We start from the raw sequence: 17,444 nt of genomic DNA, 5'->3' as shown, positions 1-17,444 counted from the left end.
GCGTGCCGGACGACCACGACCACCACTGGGGGACCGCGTGGGCAAGACCGCGCTCATCACCGGAGTGACCGGGCAGGACGGCTCCTACCTGGCCGAGCTGCTGCTCGCCAAGGGCTACACCGTGCACGGCATCGTGCGCCGTTCGTCGACGTTCAACACCGAGCGCATCGACCACATCTACCAGGATCCGCAGGGCCCGCGCCGCACCTTCGTCCTGCACCACGCGGACCTCACCGACGGCGTGGCGCTCGTGAACCTGCTGCGCGAGGTGCGGCCGGACGAGATCTACAACCTGGGCGCGCAGTCGCACGTGCGGGTGTCCTTCGACGCCCCGCTCTACACCGGGGACGTGACGGGCCTGTCCGCGCTGCGGCTGCTGGAGGCGGTACGGGCCAGCGGCAGCGGGGCGCGTATCTACCAGGCCTCGTCGTCGGAGATGTTCGGCGCCGCTCCCCCGCCGCAGAACGAGCGCACGCCCTTCCACCCGCGCAGCCCGTACGGCTGCGCGAAGGTCTTCGGCTACTGGGCGACGGTCAACTACCGCGAGGCGTACGGGATGTACGCCGTCAACGGGATCCTCTTCAACCACGAGTCGCCGCGCCGCGGGGAGACCTTCGTGACCCGCAAGATCACCCGCGCGGTCGCCCGGATCAAGGCGGGCCTCCAGGACCGGCTCTACCTCGGCAACCTGGACGCGGTGCGCGACTGGGGCTACGCCCCGGAGTACGTGGAGGCGATGTGGCGGATGCTGCAGCGTGACGAGCCCGACGACTACGTGGTGGCGACCGGCAAGGCCGCGACCGTACGGCAGTTCGTGGAGACGGCCTTCGCGCACGCCGAGCTCGACTGGTCGCGGTATGTGCGCTACGACCCGAAGTACGAGCGCCCCAGCGAGGTGGACGCGCTGATCGGCGACGCGAGCAAGGCCCGCGACCTGCTGGACTGGCAGCCGCGGGTGCGGGTCCGCGACCTCGCCCGGATCATGGTCGAGGCCGACATCCGCCAGGTGGCCGACCAGCTCGCGGGCGCGACGGTACGGATCGACCGGTGAGCGGCTCGGCGGCGCGCTGCAACCGGCGTAGGCCGAGGGGTCGTTCGCGGGCGACACATGACCCGATGTCGGGCGTCGTCCGGGTACGTCCGACGGTTTCGGCAAAAAGCAGCACCATGGCAAGTGGAACGCCCTACTCTGCCCAGGACCGCGACGGCCGGCCACGGCTGCCGCACCTGAAGGGGACCGGGGGCACACATGCGTAAACGGTCGGCGTTGACCGGAGTGCTGGCACTGGCGGCGGCAGCACTGGGGGCGTTACCGGCGGCACCGCCCGCCACGGCGCTCCAGGCGCCCGTCGCGCTCACGGCGGACAGCCTCGCCACCTACCAGACCAACGGCATCGTGTGGGCGATGGCCCAGGCGAACGGCATCGTCTACACCGCGGGCACCTTCTCCGCGATCCGCCCGTCCGGCGCGGCGGCCGGCACGAGCGAGACGGCGGTGGCGAACTTCGCCGCCTTCGACGCGGCGACCGGGCAACCGGCTGGCTGCCAACTCAACTTCACGGTGGGCTCCAACAACGCCACCGTGCGGGCACTCGCGGTGTCGCCGGACGGCGGCACGCTGTACGCGGGCGGCTTCTTCGGGCAGGTCAACGGGGTGGGCGTGAGCAGCCTCGCCGCGATCGACCTGGCCACCTGCCAGGTCAGCAGCACCTTCCACCCGGCGGTCGCGGGCACCGTACGGACGATCCAGGCCACCGCCGACACGGTCTTCTTCGGCGGCGACGTCACCTCGGTCGGCGGCCAGCACCGGGGACGGTACGCGGCCGTCAGCACGGCGGGCGCACTGCTGCCGTGGGCGCCCGACGCCGACAACCCGGCCCGCGCGCTCGCCCTCACCCCCGACGGCCAGGACGCCGTCCTGGGCGGCGACTTCAACACGGTGGACGGGGTGAACTCGCACTCCCTCGCCGTCGTGGACACCGCGACCGGGGCGCTGGTGAAGGCCTATCCGACGGGCTTCATCGACGCGACCTCGGTGACCAAGGACATCGTGATGGACGCGGCGAGCAACAGCTTCTACACCGCCAACGAGGGCACCGGCGGCGGGGTGTTCGACGGCCGGATCCGCTTCAGCCTCACCGACTTCTCGCAGGTCTGGCGGGACAACTGCCTGGGCGCCACACAGTCACTGACGGTCTATCAGACCGTGCTCTACAGCGGCAGCCACGCGCACGACTGCTCCAGCATGGGCGAATACCCCGACTCGGTGCGCAAGCACCTGCTCGCCGAGTCCGTGGACGACCCGCACCTGCTGTCGTGGTTCCCCGACACCAACGACGGCATCGGTGAGAAGATCGGCCCGCGCGTCATGGCACTGGCGTCGTCCGCGGGCACCGACTACCTGTGGGTCGGCGGCGAGTTCACGACCGTCAACGGTGTCGCGCAGCAGGGCCTCACACGGTTCGCGAGCGGCCCGGACACCGGCGCCCCGACGCTGCCGCAGACGTCCGTGACGAGCATCGCGCCGGGCGCGGTCAAGGTCAGCTGGCAGTCCAGCACCGACAACGACGACGGCGTGCTCACCTACCGGGTCTACCGCAACGGCGGCGCCACGCCCGTCTACACCGTGACGGGCTCCTCGCTGCCGTGGGTGCGCCCGCAGCTGACGTACACCGACACCGACGTCACCCCGGGCGTGAAGTACACCTACCGGGTTTCCGCGAGCGACGGCGTCAACACCAGCGCACTGTCGCCCAACGCGTCGGCCACGGTGCCGACTTCGGCCGAGGCCTACCCGACCCAGGTGCTCGCGGACGGGGCGACCCTGTACTGGCGCTACGACGCCGCCTCCGGCTCGTACAACGCCGACTCCTCCGACGGCGACGACAGCGGCATCAGCGTCGGCGGGCCCGTGCACGCGGTGACGCCGGGCGCGGTGCCGGGTTCCAAGGCGTACACCTTCAACGGCTCGACGCAGTGGACCTACAGCGACCGGCTGCACCCCACCCCGGCGCAGTACAGCATCGAGACGTGGTTCCGCACGACGACCACCAGCGGCGGGAAGATCATGGGCTTCGGCTCCAATTCCACCCACCCGAGCGGCAATTACGACAAGCATGTCTACATGACCGACAACGGACGGCTGATCTTCGGCGCCTACACGGGCACGACCCGCACCGTCACCACACCGGCGGCGTACAACGACGGCGCCTGGCACCACATGGTGGCCACGCAGGGCGCGGACGGGATGAAGCTGTACGTCGACGGGGTGCTGCGGGCCGCGGACGGCTCGGTCACCACCAGCCAGGACTATCCCGGTTACTGGCACATCGGCTACGACAGCCTGGGCGGCTGGCCGTCCGCGCCGACCAGCTCCTACTTCGCGGGCTCGATCGACGAGGCCGCCGTCTACCCGGCGGTGCTCACCCCCGCGCAGATCGCGCAGCACTACACGCTCGGAACCGCCGGATGAGCCGCGGCCACCGCGCCGGCGCTGCCGCCGCCGTCTCCCTGACGGCGGCGGCAGCGCTGCTGCTCACGGCCTGCGGATCGGACGGCGGCCACGACCGCGCCAGGGACCCGGCCACGGCCACCGCGCCGTCGTCCGCGGCCCCGGCGGCGCCGACCGCGAGCGGCTCCGCGGGCGCGTCCCCGGGCTCCGGGGCCGGGCAGCCGGGGTCGGCCGCCGACGCGCCGAAGGTGCCCGACACCCAGCTCACCCCGCCGGGCGGCGGCACCTTCACCGCGCAGCAGAAGAAGTACCTGTCGGGGCGGGTGCCGCGCGGCACGGATCCGGTCGCGGTGCTGGAGGGCGGGCAGGAGATCTGCGAGCGCCTGACGCGCACCGCGGCGATCGACAAGGACGCCGCCGCGACCGCGATCGTCACCGGCGACATCTCCTACGACGGCGCCGCCGCGGCCGTCGGCGGGCTGTGCCCGGACCAGCAGGGCGTCGTCGACGCGGCCCGCCGCGGCTTCGCCGACGGCACGTACACGGTCGGCGCGAAGGCCGTGCCGGGCACGGTGGTCGTGCCGGGCGTCTACCGGGCGCCGCACCCGTCGGCGTCCTGCTCGTGGCGGGCCACCGGCGCGGACGGCAGCGTCCTCGCCTCGGGCCGCGGCACCGGCGCGGACCGCCCCGCCGCGCTCATCGTCCCCGCCGACGCGCGCGGCATCACCTCCAGCGGGTGCTACGCCTGGCTGGCCTCCCCCGGGACAAGGAGCTGACGTCACCCTTGGACGAACTGGACACTCTGCCGCTGGTCGTGGTCATACCGACGAAGAACGAGGCGGAGAACATCGCCCGGACGGTCTCCTCGGTCGTCGACCACGTGCGGGCCGTCGTGGTCGTCGACTCGCACAGCACCGACGACACGTGCGCGATCGCCGCCGGTCTCGGCGCCGAGACCGTGCTCTACGCGTGGGACGGGCGCTACCCGAAGAAGAAGCAGTGGTGCCTGGACCATGTGCGTCCCGACATCCCGTGGGTGCTCTTCCTGGACGGCGACGAGACGCCGAGCCCCGAACTCCTCGGCGAGCTGCGGTCGGTGTTCGCCGCGGGCCCGCCGTCGGTGGCCGCGTTCGACATCCCGCTGGGCTACTGGTTCGCCGGGCGGCGGCTGCGGCACGGCTACACCATCGTCAAACGCGCCCTCATGGACCGCACCCGCTGCCGCTTCCCGGAGGTCGGCGACCTCGGCGCCCCCGGCATGGGCGAGCAGGAGGGCCACTACCAGCCGGTCGCGGAATCCGCCGCCCGGCTGCGCTCCCCCATCGAGCACGAGGACCTGGACCCGGTCCGCACCTGGTTCGACCGGCACAACCGCTACTCGGACTGGGAGGCGTGGCTCGAACTGCATCCGGAGGTCAAGGAGAGCATCCGCCGGGTCAAGACCCGGCAGGGGCAGCTCTTCCACAAGGTGCCGTTCAAGCCGCTGGTGTCCTTCGGCTACGCCTACGTCTACCGGCGCGGTTTCCTGGACGGGCGGGCGGGGCTGGACTACGCGCTCGCGATGAGCTTCTACCGCTGGCAGATCGGTCTCAAGACGCGTGAACTGCGCGCCGCCGGGCGGCAGTCGGGCGACCGGGCCGGTCGGACATGACGTCGCCGTAGACGCCGAGCAGGGTGTCCACGACCGCGTCGATCGAGAAGCGGTCGTGGACCAGCCGCCACGCGGCCTGCGACGCCTGCTCGTTGGCTTCTGGCTCCAGCAGTTCTAGCACCGCCCGGCCGACCAGCTCGCCGTTGTCGGCGTCCGGCAGGCTGTCGGTGACCCGGCCCGCGCCCGCGGCCGCCACGTCCGGCGACAGCCCTCCGGTGCGGGCGACCACGACGGGCAGCCCCACCGACATCGCCTCCAGCACCGACACGGCGAACGGCTCGACGACGGACGGCAGCACGTACACGTCCGCCGCGCGCAGCGCCGCCAGCACCGCGTCGTGCCCGAGCGGGCCCGGACACTCCAGCGCGTGGCCGACCCCCAGGTCGTCGGCCAGCGCCCGCATGGGCGCGGTCAATTGACCGGTGTCGGGCCCGGCGAGCACGAACCGGGCACCGGGGTGCCGGGCGAGGACGTACGGCATCGCGCGGACGAAGTCCTCGGGCCGCTTGCGCTGCTGGACGCGCGCGCAGTAAAGGACGGTGGGCGGCCGGTCGCCGCGCGGCGGGCGCATCTCCTGCACGGCGACACCGTTGACGAGGCGGCGGAAGGTCCGCAGCGGGGTCGTCGGCACCACGGCCTGCACGCCCTCGCGTTCCATCTCCGTCAGGTGCAGGATCGCGCCCGCCCGGCGCAGCACCCGCTTCATGCCCAGCACGTCCACGGCCTTCGCGAACAGCTTCTCGGTGGGGTCGATCATGCCGTGCGTCTGCACCACCAGCGGGGTGCCCGTCTCCAGCGCGACGAGCGCGAAGGGCAGCGTGATCAGGTCGCGCATGAGGTGCACATGGACGACGTCGGCGCCCTTCACCATCCGCCGCGCCCGCGCCAGCAGCGCCCCCGAGGTGATCCCGCTGACCTCGAACGCGGGCAGCACGTGCCGCGCCTGCCGCACGAAGGAGGGCACGCCCTCGACCTCGCTGGGCAGCGGCCCGGTGAACTTGTCGCCGAGCGTGGCGATCCGCGCGTCCACCCCCTTGGCTCGCAGCCCCTTGCTGAGGTTGAGCGCGACGCGGGTGGGCCCGCCGAAGTCGTTCGTCGGCGTGTGCAGCGTCACGACATGTAAGACCCGCATCGTCCCGTCCCCCTTCGCCGGGCGCTCCCGGCACCCCTCCCGGCCTGCTCCGCAGCCTACCCGCGAGGGGGCGAACACCGCCCCGTTTTGGGCGGATTGGCCCCGGCCCTGCACGCCGCTCCCCGCAACACCCCGCGACCGGGGGGTTCCGGCCCGTAAACTCCCCCCAGGGGGTGGGCGGATGGCCGTGGACGCGGCGGTGGGGACACCGCGGGCTGCCTCGGTGCCGCGGGCCGCGCTGTCGCGGGCGCTCGCGGTGCCGCTGGTCGTCGCCCTCGTCGGCTTCCTGCCGGGATACGTCATCGCGCAGCCCGGCGGGGGCGGGCCGCGGGACGGGGCGTACTGGCTCCAGCTGACGCTGACCGTGTACGCGGGCGGACGGCTCGCTGCGATGGTGCTGGCCCGGCGCCGGCGGCTGGTACAGGGGGCGTTCTGGCTCTTCGTGTACGTCGCCATGGGTGTCGCGCCGCTCACCCAGGAGGTCATCGGGCAGGTCCCGACCCCGGTGGTCGGGCCGCGCGGGGACACCACGGCCGCGCTCGCGCTCGTCATCGCCGGGTGCGCGGCCTTCGACGTCGGGGCGCTGCTGGCCCGGCACCGCCCGGCGGCGCGGGCGCGCGGCGGGCGGGCGGTGGCGCAGGTGTCGCGGCGGCGGCTGTGGGTGCTCGTCACGGTCGCCTACGTCGGCGGCGCGTACTCGATCCTCAAACTCGGCGGCCCCGCCGTCTTCTTCGACAGCAGGCAGGCGATCAGCGAGTCCGTGCGGTCCGGCGGGCTCGGCGGCGACGGCGGGCAGAGCCACGTCGGCTCGGCCTTCGTCCGCGGCTTCGGCACCGTGCCGGCGCTGCTCGCGCTGCTCTTCCTCACCCGCTGGATGATCACCTCGCGCGCGGCCCGCCGCAGCCTGCCCGCGATCACCGCGCTCGGCGGGCTGGTGGTGCTCAACGCGATCGTCAACAACCCGGTCTCCAACCCGCGGTACTGGTTCCTGACGGTCGTCTTCGCGCTGCTGTTCACCGCCTTCCCGCGCAGCCCGGTGATGTACCGCACGGCCCTGGTCACCGGCGTCGTCGCCGCGCTGCTGCTCTTCCCCTTCCTCGACCGCTTCCGCTACGACTCCGGCGGCTACCACCCCGTGGAGACCACCTCGGTGCTGGAGCCGCTCACGGTCAAGGACTACGACCAGGTCGGGATGTTCGCCAACACCCTGACGTACGTGCACTCCGGCGCCGGGCACACCGACGGCCGCCAGCTCGCCGCCGACGTCTTCTTCTTCGTGCCCCGCTCGGTGTGGCACGGCAAGCCGGTCGACTCCGGGGTCCGCGTCGGGCAGTGGATGGGCATGACCAACACCAACCTGTCCTCCCCGCTGTGGGCCGAACTCTGGCTGGACTTCGGCCCGTTGGGCATGACCGCGGGCTTCCTCGCGGTCGGCTACGCGGCCGCGCGCGCCGACCGCCGCTACGCGCAGCGCACCCAGGAGGACGGCAGACCCGGCACGATCGCGGCCGTCGTGATCCCGCTGGTGTGCGGCTACTCCTTCATCCTGCTGCGCGGCCCGCTGCTCCAGGCGGCGGGCCGGATCGCGATCGGCGCGCTGTGCCTGGCCCTGGTGACGACCTTCAGCCAGGACCGCCGGAGGATCCTGCGCTGACGGCGCCGTGGGCGTGCGCGTCCCCCGCGCCGTCCTCCCCGTCGTCCCCCTCCGGGGCCGGGCGGCGGCGCAGCACCGCGATCCGCCGCCACAGCGCGACCGCCTTGAGCACCGAGCCCGCGCACAGCCCCCACGCGGCCCCGTACACGCCGTCGAGGCCGTAGCCCGCGAGCATGCAGCCGACCGACGCGAGCGAGAAGACCACCTGGATCGGCAGCGTCGCCCTCGGCTGGAGCACCCGCAGCGTGAGCAGCGCGCTGGTGCCGAGCGCGATCGCCGCGTACTGACTGCCGGACGCGGCCAGCAGCGCCGAGGACGCGTCCCAGGTCTCCCCGAGCAGCTGGCGCCCGGCCCGGCCGGGCAGCACCATCAGCACGAGCGTCCACAGCCCGGCGACAGCGGCCAGCGCGCACGCCAGCACGGCGGTCGCCCGCACCTTGGCGGCCGCGCCCCGCACCCGGTTCAGCAGCGGCGGGCCGAAGGCCGTCGCGGAGTTGAACAGCACGTTCATCGGCCCGAAGAGCGTCGTCGCCCCGCGCAGCGCGCCCACCGCGAGCGGCGCCGCGAACAGGCCGAGTCCGACGACGGCGAGCTGGCTGGTGGCGTTGCCGACGCCGAACTCGATCACGAAGCGCCGCCCGAGGTGCCCGCGCCGCACGTACCGCCGCACGTCCAGCGGCGCGCCCCGCACCCGCCGCCGCAGCAGCGCCCACGCCACGAGCAGCGCGGGCAGCGCCGACACCCCCCAGACGGCGACGAGCCGCTCCGGCCCGGCCCCGTGCGGCTGCACCGCCAGCGCGGGCACCGCGACGAGCAGCCGCACGGTGTCCCCGGCGAGCGCGTAGTGCGGCAGCCGCAGCGCGGAGAAGCAGTAGCGCAGGCCGTCCTGCGTCAGCACGACGGGCAGTACGAGCCCGAGGACGGCCAGTCCCCGGGCCATGCCGCCGTGCGCGGCGAGCCCGAACCCCGCGGCCATGCCGAGGCCGATGACGGTCGAGGCGAGCGCGGTGAAGGCCGCCGCGGAACGGCACGCGGCCCGCACCCGGTCGGTGCCGCGCTCCAGCACCAGCGCCTGCCCGACGTAGCTCACGCCGACCCCGAGCAGCACGGTGAAGACCATGTAGACCATCGAGAAGACCGCGAAGCCCGCGGCGCTCGACAGCCGGGCCGCGACCACCAGCACGACGATGTTGGTGAGGGCCGCGATGCCCTGGTCGGCGACGGAGGCGGCGATGGCGGCCTTCGCCCCGAGCCCCGGGGAGCCGGACGCGGCGGGCACCGGGTCGTCCTCCGGGGACGGGGGGCGGCCGTACGGTTCGCCGTACAGGTCGCCGGGCGGCGGTTCGTACCGCCGGCCGGGTAACTCCCCGGCGGGGGGCGGGGCGTCGAGGCCGTACGGGTCGCCGTAGGCGTCGCGGAGCGGGGCGTCGTGGACGTCGCCGGGCGTACCGTACGGGCCGAACGCGTCGGCGTCCGGCGGGAGTTCGGGGGCGGCCCCGGGGCGCGCGGGGGTGAGCCGCGGGTCGGGGCCGCTCAAGGGACCGGGTGGCGCTCCGCGGTGGGGGTCGTGTCCGGGCGCGGGCGGTCGGCGTCGAGGCGGGCCGCGGGCACGGCCGTACGGGGCGTGCGGCGCAGGCCGAAACGGCCGCGGGCACCGGGCTCGGCGGCGTGCAGGACGACGCCGAGGACGTGCGCGCCGGCTGCGTCGATGAGTTCGCGGACGCGCTCCAGGTCGGCGCGGTGCACCGCGCGCGGGTCGCACACCACGACGACGCCCTCCACGCGCCCGGCGAGCGCGACCGCGTCGGCGTACGTGAGCACCGGCGGCGCGAGGACCACGACGGCCGAACCGGGCTCGTCCGCCTCGGCGAAGAGCCGCCCGGCGGGCGAGGAGGTCAGCGCGCGGGCGACGTTGCGCACCCGGCGCCCCGGCACGAGGTCGAAGGAGCCCGACTCCCCCGCGTCGATGGGCACTTGGAGCCCGGCGGGCCAGCCGCCCTCGCCCGGCGCGGGGGTACGGGCCCAGCCGGGCCGGACACCGTCGACCGTGGTCAGCCGCGCCGCGAGGGAGGGGGCGCGCAGGTCGGCCTCGACCAGCAGCACCTCCATGCCCATCTCGGCGAAGGACGCGGAGAGGTTGGCGGCCACCGCCGCCGGGGTGTCGCCGCTGCCGCGCGGGGCGACGACGAGCAGCCTGCGCCGCTCGGCGAAGCGTTTGTCGTGGGTGAGCCGGAAGGCGACCGCGCGGTACTCCTCGGCGAGCCGCACGTCGGCGCGCCCACCGGTCAGCAGACCAGGCGCGCCGTCCACCGCGGCGGCCGCGGACCGGCGGCGCAGCCGGGGCAGCGTGCCGAGCACGGGGGCGCCGAGCGCGCGGGTGACCTCGGCGTCGCTGCGCACGGTCGGGTCGAAGACCAGCCGCACCCAGGCGCCGAGCAGACCCAGGGCGATGCCGACCGCGCCGCCGAGGCCGAGCATCATCGGCAGCCCCGGCCCGGCGGGCGCGCCGGGTGCGACACCCGGCTTGATGACGAGGCCGGGGGTTGTGTCGAGGGCGCGCAACCCCGCGATGTCGGAGGTGAGTTCGGTGATCCGGCTGAGCAGGCTGGTCTGCGACGAGACGAGCGTGCCGACGATCTGGCTGTTCTTGGCCTGCTGGATCTGGTCGAGGATGTCGCCCCGCTGGGCGACCATCGGGTCGAGCTGGGCCTGGTAACTGGCCACCATGCGCTCGATGGTGGCCTTCGTCTGCGCCTGCCGGTCGTCGAGGTAGGCCTTGGTGAAGGCGTTGACCCAGTCCGCGGCGCGCTGCGCGGAGGTGGTGGTGCAGGTGAAGCGCAGGACGAGGGTGTTGGGCGGGTTGGTCACCTGGAGGCAGTGCGACATGGGGGCCACCGACGCGCCCGCGCTCTTCGCCGCGGTGTCGGCGACGGTGCTGCTGAGGGCGGTCTGCCGCTCGGTGCCGATGTTGATGTTCTTGTCGGCGGTCGCACCGCTCGCGAAGGGGTCCTCGGTCGCCGCCCGGACCATGACCTCGCTGGTGGCGGTGTACGAGTCCGCGCCGCTGAAGGCGAGGAAGGCGCCGCCGAGCAGGCCGACGAGCACACCTGCGACGAGCAGGGCCCGGTAGCGGAGCAACTGGCGGAACTGGTCACGCAGCAGGTCGCCCTCGTCGGGCTGTGCCTCGGTGCGCGTCGCGTCGGTCACTGGCCCCGCGTCCCTTCGTCGTCCACGCCGCCCTTGCCCGTACCGTCCGGGGTGTTGCCCAGCGCCTCCGCGAGCAGCGCGTCCATCCGTGCCAGTCCCGCGGCGCGGCTGAGGCGTTCGCGGACGTACACCGGGCCGCGCGCGCCCAGCGCGTCGGCCCTGTCAGGATCATCGGCCAGTGCGCGCACGGCGTCCAGCAGCCGGCGCGGGTCCTCGGGCGGTACGACGACCCCGGCGCCGGAACGCTCGACCTCCTCGGCGGTGCCGCCCGCCGCGGCGACCGAGGCGACGACCGGGCGGCCCGCGGCGAAGTACGAGGTCAGCTTGGACGGCACACTCATGTCGAGCACCGAGGCGCGCTGGGTGACCGCGAGCACGTCCGCGGCGGCCAGCACGTCGGGGAAGTCCGCCTCCGCGGCGGGCGGTTCGAAGCGCAGGTTGGGCAGCGTCCCCGCCGACTCCCGTAACCGCTCCCGCTGGTTGCCGTCGCCCATGAGGACGACCAGCAGGCCCGGATCCAGCCGCGCGGCCTCGACGAGCACCTCCAGGCCCTGCTTGAGGCCCATGTTGCCGCTGTGCAGCAGCACGGTCTGCCCGGGACGCCAGCCCAGCCGGGCCCGCGACTCCGCACGCGGACGCGAAGGGCCGGACACGTGCGACCAGTTGGGCACCACCCGGATCCGCTCCGGCGGCACCCCGAGCGCGGCGACCTTCGGCACGAAGCTCTCGTGGATGACGCCCACGAGCGTCGCCCGCCGCAGCGCATACCCCTCCGCCGCGCCCGCCAGCGAGGCGACCCTGCCCCCGCCGCGGATACCGCTCTGCGCCGCCGCCGCGCCCATCAGGTCCTGCACCACCGGCACATAGGGCACACCGTGCCGCCGGGCCAGCCGCGCACCGAGCACCCCGCCCGCCAGACTGGGCAGTTGGGCCACCACCGCGTCGGGCCGCGCCATCGCGGGCGGCGCCACCAGGCCGTGCCCGAGCAGCGAGGCCTCGAACACCGCCCGGCGTAACGCGCTCTGCCGCGCGGGCACCGTGTGCCGCCGCCGGTGCACCCGCACCCCGCCGCGCGTCTCCTCCCGGCGCCACACCCCGGCGTACTCCGGTTCGACCTTCCACGCCGGGTAGTGCGGCATCCCGGCGAGCACGTGCACCTCGGCGCCGCCCGCCGCCCAGTGCTCGGCGACCTGCGTCGCGTACGGGCCGATCCCGGCGTGCTCCGGCGCGTAGTTGGTGGACACCAGCAGCACCCGGCGTACGCCGCCCACCCCGGCGGAATCCCCCACGACATGCCCCTTCCCCCGGTCCCGCACGACCGCCGGAACCCCCCGATCCCGCTGATTCCGCCACACTAGCCGTTCACCGGGGCATCCCGCCGCGTCTTGCACGGCGTCGTACTTTCGCAATTCCCCGCCGGAGTCCACGGCGCCCGGACTATCGTCTGAACTCCCGTACGCACGGGGTGTGTTGTACGGGTTTTCCGTGACGCTGGGGGGCATGTCATGACACATCGCGTCGGCTACGCACCAGGGGTCTACGACCTCTTCCACGTCGGACACCTCAACATCCTCCGGCACGCCCGCAGCCAGTGCGACTACCTCGTCGCCGGTGTCGTCTCCGACGAGATGGCGCGGCTCGCCAAGGGCCGCGACCCCGTGGTGCCCCTCGTCGAACGCCTGGAGATCGTCCGCAGCGTGCGCTTCGTGGACGCGGCCTTCGTCGAGACCGTGCCGGACAAGGTCGAGACCTGGCACCAGGTCCGCTTCGACGTCATCTTCAAGGGCGACGACTGGCGCGGCACCGACAAGGGCCGCAGGCTCGAACGGGACTTCGCCGCCGTCGGCGTCGAGGTCGTGTACTTCCCGTACACCGTCCACACGTCGAGCACGCAGTTACGCCGCGCACTCGACGTCCTCGCGGTCACCGCACCGCCCGAAGCTCTCTGAACCACTTCCCCAGGAAGCCCACGAGGAACAGCGCGTTCACCCCGAACAGCACCGCGTACCCCCAGCGGAAGGCGCTCTGGCTCCCCAGCAGCAGAAAGACCCCGCAGAAGACCCCGTAGTCCACCGGCAGCAGCGCGACCGCCCGCCACCGCGACGGCGCCGCACCCCCCGCCGGACCCCCCGGCGCCAGCTTGTCCTTGAGCAGCCCCCCGAAGAAGACCATCACCGCCGCCAGCTGAAACCCCAGCGGCAGCAGCAGCCACCCGTCGCCCGGCAGCGCGAAGTGCCGGTAGAAGCACACGAGTACGGCCGCGTGCACCCCGGTGATCTTCGCGGCGTCCACGACATGGTCCAGCCACTCCCCCGCCGGACCCCCCGTCCCCAGCAACCGGGCGAGCTGCCCGTCGGCGGAATCCAGGGCGAACCCCACCACGAGCGCCGCGTACACCCCCACCGCGAGCCCCCACGACGGCTCCCCCACCGCGAGCGCGGCGATCCCGCCGTAGCTGAACACCGCACTGATCAGCGTGACCTGATTGGGCGTCATTCCCACCCGGTACGCCCCCGCCGCCAGCACCCGCCCGGCGGGCCGGTTCACGTACCGCGAGTACAGCGACACCCCCTTCGCACTCTTCTGCGCCGCCCGCAACCGCCCCAACGCCACACCGACCCGCCGCGGCTCCCCCGCATCACTCTCCGTGACCACCACGTGACTCCCCCTCTCCCCGGGGGGAGAGTACGCGCCCGCAACCGGCTCAGTCGACCCACGCCCCGACAGCAACGTGCCGAAGTTCTCGGCCGGATACTCGCCGCTCACCCGGGCGAGCCGCTGCGTCAGCGCGCCCGCCCCTACGTGATTGCCACTTGCGGTGGCAGTTCGCCATCCGCCCGGTGGGGGCTTGTCGCGCAGTTCCCCGCGCCCCTAAAAACGGGAACCCTCACACGCACCCGTGCCCACCGGCGCCCCTAAAAACGCTCGCCCCCCGACGCACCCATGCCCACCGCACCCCTAAAACGCTCGCCCCCCGAGGCACCCGTGCCCACCGCGCCCCTCAAAAAACGGGAACCCACGCACGCGCCCGTGCCCACCGCGTTCCTGAAAACGCTCATCCCCACCGGCAGGCAGCCGCCAGTCCGGCCGGAGGGGGACGGTGCGGGGTGCCCCCGCAGGAATGCGCTGGGAGGGGCTCACCGACCAGGTAGGGGGGTGAAGGCGCATTCCGAGGAGGTGCCCCGTGGCGGCCCCCGACCCACCAACGGCGGCGCCGCGCAAAGGGGCGCGAGGAACGGCGCGAGCAACCCCCCACCCACCGCAAAGCCGCGCAGCGCACCGCATCGCCCGAACAGCCCACCCCACCCACCCAGACAAATCACCTCATACCACTTAAGCTCGGCGCTGATGCCGACCACTCGCCGCACCCTCCTCCAGCTCGGCGCCACCGGCGCCCTGCTCACCGGCTGCTCAGCCACCACCCAGCAGCCGCACGCCGCCGCGGCGCACCCCACCGCGCCCACCGCGCCCTCAGCCCGCGCAGCGACCAGCACCTCCCCGCACCCCGCCCCACCCCTCCCCGCCCAGATCGAGCACGGCCCCCGCACGCGCCCGCAGCTCGCCCTCACGTTCCACGGCCAGGGCACCCCCGCGGAGGCGGAGGCCGTGCTCGCCGCTGCGGAGAAGGGCGGCGCGCGGGTCACCGTGCTGGCCGTCGGGACGTGGCTCGACGCGTATCCGCAGCTCGCCGCCCGCGTGCTGAGCGGCCGGCACGAGCTGGGCAACCACACGCAGACGCACGGCGACATCGGCGCGATGGACGAGGCGGCGGCCTCCGCCGAGATCACGCAGTGCGCGGCGCGGCTGCGGCGGCTGACGGGCAGCCAGGGCCGCTGGTTCCGGCCGTCGCAGGCCCGGCTGACGACCCCGCGGGTCGTCGCGCTGGCCCGGCGGGCGGGCTATCCGCATCTGCTGGCGTACGACGTGGACACCCTCGACTACACCGACCCCGGCCCCGCGGCGGTCCGCGCGGCCGTCGCCGAGCAGGCCGGGCCGGGCTCGGTGGTGTCGCTGCACTTCGGGCACGCGGGCACGGTCGCCGCACTGCCCGGCATCCTCGACGACCTGCGCCGCCGCGGTCTGCGTGCGGTCACGACCTCGGAGCTCCTGACGTGAAGCGCCGCAAAGAACTCACCGCCACCGCCCTGCTCGCCCTCACCGCGCTGCTCGCCGCGGGGTGCGGCGACCGCGGTGACCGCTCCCTCGCACCCTCCCCGGCGGAGGCGGCGGTCGCGTCGCAGGCGGCGGCAGCGGCTGCCGCCGTGAAGGCGCAGCAGCGGGAGGCGAAGGCCCATCCGGCTCTGCCCGGGATGCCGCCGCTCATCGACAAGAGCGACGTCTACGCGGCCGACCGGCCGAACAACCTCTCCCCGGTCGTCCGCGCCATGCCGAACCTGGTGTACGTCCCGAACAGCGAGTCGAACACGGTGTCGGTCATCGACCCGAAGACGTACAAGGTCGTCCGGACGATCCCGGTCGGGCAGCAGCCGCAGCACGTCGTGCCGTCGTGGGATCTGAAGACGCTGTGGGTCAACAACGACGTGGGCAACAGCCTGACGCCGATCGACCCGGCGACGGGCAAGGTCGGCACGCCCGTGGCCGTGCACGACCCGTACAACCTGTATTTCACGCCGGACGGGAAGTACGCGATCGTGATGGCCTCGCTCGACCGGCAGCTCGTCTTCCGGGACGCGCACACGATGGCGGTGGCCAAGACCGTGCCGGTGAGCTGCTACGGCGTGAACCATGCCGACTTCTCCCCGGACGGCCGCTACTTCATCGTCTCGTGCGAGTTCTCCGGCGAGCTGCTGAAGGTGGACACGGCGGCGATGAAGGTGGTGGCGCAGCAGAAGATCCCGTACCCGGGGTCGATGCCGCAGGACGTGAAGATCTCGCCGGACGGCCGTACGTGGTACATCGCGGACATGGTCGCGAACGGCGTGTGGACGATGAACGGCGACACCTTCTCCACCCCGAAGCTGCTGCCGACCGGGGCGGGCGCGCACGGCCTGTACGTCTCGCGGGACTCGCGCTTCCTGTACATCTCCAACCGCGGCGAGGGCTCCGTCTCGCTCCTGGACTTCGCCACCGGCAAGCTGACAGCGAAGTGGCACATCGACGGCGGCGGGTCCCCCGACATGGGCGGCGTCTCCGCGGACGGCAAGGTGCTGTGGCTGACGGGCCGCTACAACGCCGAGGTCTACGCCCTCGACACGACGACGGGCCGCACCCTCGCCAAGATCCCGGTCGGCTCCGGCCCGCACGGGCTCGCGGTCTACCCCCAGCCGGGCCGCTACAGCCTGGGCCACACGGGCATCTTCCGCTGAACCGCCGCTGAACCTCCGCCGCACCCGGCCCCCGGGAATCCGCGCTTGACCTGGTGCGCGCTCCAGGTCCGAGCATGGCTGCCATGACAGCGAACATCGTTCTCGGCACCATGGACTTCGGCACCCGCGTCGCCCCCGACGACGCCTTCCGCCTCCTCGACGCCTTCGTCGACGGCGGCGGGGTCTGGCTCGACACCGCCAACTGCTACACCTTCTGGTCCGATCCCAGCGGCGTGGGCGGGGCGAGCGAGCGCGTCATCGGGGCGTGGCTGCGGGCCCGGCCGGGCGTACGGGAGCGGGTGCGGATCGCCACGAAGGTCCGGCATAATCCGCTCGTCCCGCATGTGTGGCCGGACAGCGCGGAGGGGCTGTCCGCCGACGCGATCCGTACCGGCTTCGCGGAGAGCCTGGAGCGGCTCGGGACCGGCCGGGTCGATCTGCTGTGGGCGCACGCCGAGGACCGCACCGTGCCGCTCGCCGAGACGGTGGGGGCCTTCGGGGAGCTGGTCGCGCGGGGCACGGTCGGCAGGGTCGGGGCGGCGAACCACGCGTCCTGGCGGGTCGAGCGGGCGCGGGCGCTGGCCCGCGCGCAGGGCGTCGAGCCGTGGACGGCGCTGCAACTGCGGCATTCGCTGGTGCTGCCGCGTCCGCTCACGCCCGTCCCCGAGGCCGGGCACCGCATGCTCGTCCCCGACGACCTGGACCTCGCCCGCGCGGAGGAGCTGGCCGTCTGGTCGTACAGCTCGCTGCTGTGGGGGGCGTACGTGCGGGCCGACAGGGCGCTGCCGGATACGTATGATCACCCCGGTACGGCGCGGGTGCTCGCGGTGCTGGCGGACGTCGCCGGGGAGCTGGGGGCGACCGCGAACCAGGTCGTGCTGGCGTGGCTGATGCGGCAGGGCATCGACCCGATCGTGGGCGTGAGCCGGGTGGAGCAGGTCCAGGAAGCGCTCGCCGCGGTCCCGGTACGGCTCGCCGACGCGCACATGGAGCGCTTCGCCGCCGCACGGTGACCGCGGGCG

The 17,444-nt window shown here is 73.7% G+C and carries 14 protein-coding genes; 9 read left to right on the top strand and 5 right to left on the bottom strand.

Annotated features, from left to right (window positions below; translation table 11 throughout):
* Positions 1-37: 37 nt before the first annotated feature.
* From gmd to ACWERV_RS01470, 4 genes are all read left to right on the top strand, one after another.
* On the top strand, positions 38-1,051 hold the full coding sequence (gmd, locus tag ACWERV_RS01485) for a GDP-mannose 4,6-dehydratase (RefSeq protein ID WP_452927281.1): 1,014 nt from the start codon (positions 38-40) through the stop codon (positions 1,049-1,051).
* Positions 1,052-1,249: 198 nt separating this feature from the next.
* Entirely contained in the window at positions 1,250-3,472 is a 2,223-nt protein-coding gene (locus tag ACWERV_RS01480) for a LamG-like jellyroll fold domain-containing protein (RefSeq protein WP_452927279.1), read from the top strand.
* Entirely contained in the window at positions 3,469-4,227 is a 759-nt protein-coding gene (locus ACWERV_RS01475) for a hypothetical protein (protein WP_452927276.1), read from the top strand. The genes ACWERV_RS01480 and ACWERV_RS01475 overlap by 4 nt, the downstream gene beginning before the upstream one ends.
* 17 nt (positions 4,228-4,244) lie before the next feature.
* Positions 4,245-5,102: a glycosyltransferase family 2 protein gene (locus ACWERV_RS01470; protein ID WP_452927596.1), complete on the top strand. Its 858-nt coding sequence runs from the start codon at positions 4,245-4,247 to the stop codon at positions 5,100-5,102.
* Here the strand turns inward: ACWERV_RS01470 and ACWERV_RS01465 are convergent.
* Entirely contained in the window at positions 5,041-6,234 is a 1,194-nt protein-coding gene (locus ACWERV_RS01465) for a glycosyltransferase (protein ID WP_452927275.1), read from the bottom strand. The genes ACWERV_RS01470 and ACWERV_RS01465 overlap by 62 nt on opposite strands.
* Positions 6,235-6,415: 181 nt before the next feature.
* Here ACWERV_RS01465 and ACWERV_RS01460 point away from each other — a divergent pair, with 181 nt between their 5' ends.
* On the top strand, positions 6,416-7,888 hold the full coding sequence (locus ACWERV_RS01460) for a hypothetical protein (RefSeq protein WP_452927272.1): 1,473 nt from the start codon (positions 6,416-6,418) through the stop codon (positions 7,886-7,888).
* Here the strand turns inward: ACWERV_RS01460 and ACWERV_RS01455 are convergent.
* The 3 genes from ACWERV_RS01455 to ACWERV_RS01445 form a co-directional block, all read right to left on the bottom strand.
* Positions 7,857-9,167, bottom strand: coding sequence for a hypothetical protein (locus tag ACWERV_RS01455; RefSeq protein WP_452927593.1), 1,311 nt, complete (start codon positions 9,165-9,167; stop codon positions 7,857-7,859). The two genes, ACWERV_RS01460 and ACWERV_RS01455, sit on opposite strands and share 32 nt — an antisense overlap.
* A gap of 254 nt (positions 9,168-9,421) precedes the next feature.
* Positions 9,422-11,095, bottom strand: coding sequence for a lipopolysaccharide biosynthesis protein (locus ACWERV_RS01450; RefSeq protein ID WP_452927270.1), 1,674 nt, complete (start codon positions 11,093-11,095; stop codon positions 9,422-9,424).
* Positions 11,092-12,342 (bottom strand): glycosyltransferase, encoded by a 1,251-nt coding sequence (locus ACWERV_RS01445; RefSeq protein ID WP_452927591.1) that lies wholly within the window; start codon positions 12,340-12,342, stop codon positions 11,092-11,094. The genes ACWERV_RS01450 and ACWERV_RS01445 overlap by 4 nt, the downstream gene beginning before the upstream one ends.
* 258 nt (positions 12,343-12,600) lie before the next feature.
* On the opposite strand from ACWERV_RS01445, the gene ACWERV_RS01440 reads away from it, so the two are divergent.
* Complete coding sequence (locus ACWERV_RS01440) at positions 12,601-13,044, top strand: adenylyltransferase/cytidyltransferase family protein (protein ID WP_398187737.1); 444 nt, start codon at positions 12,601-12,603, stop codon at positions 13,042-13,044.
* Here the strand turns inward: ACWERV_RS01440 and ACWERV_RS01435 are convergent.
* On the bottom strand, positions 13,019-13,750 hold the full coding sequence (locus ACWERV_RS01435; RefSeq protein ID WP_452927268.1) for a CDP-alcohol phosphatidyltransferase family protein: 732 nt from the start codon (positions 13,748-13,750) through the stop codon (positions 13,019-13,021). The genes ACWERV_RS01440 and ACWERV_RS01435 overlap by 26 nt on opposite strands.
* A 693-nt stretch (positions 13,751-14,443) precedes the next feature.
* On the opposite strand from ACWERV_RS01435, the gene ACWERV_RS01430 reads away from it, so the two are divergent.
* The 3 genes from ACWERV_RS01430 (at position 14,444) to ACWERV_RS01420 (ending at position 17,435) form a co-directional block, all read left to right on the top strand.
* On the top strand, positions 14,444-15,211 hold the full coding sequence (locus tag ACWERV_RS01430; RefSeq protein WP_452927265.1) for a polysaccharide deacetylase family protein: 768 nt from the start codon (positions 14,444-14,446) through the stop codon (positions 15,209-15,211).
* On the top strand, positions 15,208-16,422 hold the full coding sequence (locus ACWERV_RS01425; protein ID WP_452927262.1) for a YVTN family beta-propeller repeat protein: 1,215 nt from the start codon (positions 15,208-15,210) through the stop codon (positions 16,420-16,422). Before ACWERV_RS01430 ends, ACWERV_RS01425 begins: the two co-directional genes overlap by 4 nt.
* Positions 16,423-16,505: 83 nt before the next feature.
* Complete coding sequence (locus ACWERV_RS01420) at positions 16,506-17,435, top strand: aldo/keto reductase (protein WP_452927260.1); 930 nt, start codon at positions 16,506-16,508, stop codon at positions 17,433-17,435.
* The last annotated feature ends 9 nt before the right edge of the window (positions 17,436-17,444 follow it).

It is taken from the genome of Streptomyces sp. NPDC004031 (assembly GCF_053604375.1).
The sequence above is the reverse complement of the archived record's forward strand: the minus strand, read 5'-3'. Positions and strand labels throughout refer to the sequence as shown.

Excerpts from the sequence above, each read along its gene's own strand:
- ACWERV_RS01465 (WP_452927275.1), bottom strand. The coding sequence starts at position 6,234 with ATGCGGGTCTTACATGTCGTGACGCTGCACACGCCGACGAACGACTTC.
- ACWERV_RS01460 (WP_452927272.1), top strand. The coding sequence starts at position 6,416 with ATGGCCGTGGACGCGGCGGTGGGGACACCGCGGGCTGCCTCGGTGCCG.
- ACWERV_RS01420 (WP_452927260.1), top strand. The coding sequence starts at position 16,506 with ATGACAGCGAACATCGTTCTCGGCACCATGGACTTCGGCACCCGCGTC.
- ACWERV_RS01475 (WP_452927276.1), top strand. The coding sequence starts at position 3,469 with ATGAGCCGCGGCCACCGCGCCGGCGCTGCCGCCGCCGTCTCCCTGACG.
- ACWERV_RS01480 (WP_452927279.1), top strand. The coding sequence starts at position 1,250 with ATGCGTAAACGGTCGGCGTTGACCGGAGTGCTGGCACTGGCGGCGGCA.
- ACWERV_RS01430 (WP_452927265.1), top strand. The coding sequence starts at position 14,444 with ATGCCGACCACTCGCCGCACCCTCCTCCAGCTCGGCGCCACCGGCGCC.
- ACWERV_RS01440 (WP_398187737.1), top strand. The coding sequence starts at position 12,601 with ATGACACATCGCGTCGGCTACGCACCAGGGGTCTACGACCTCTTCCAC.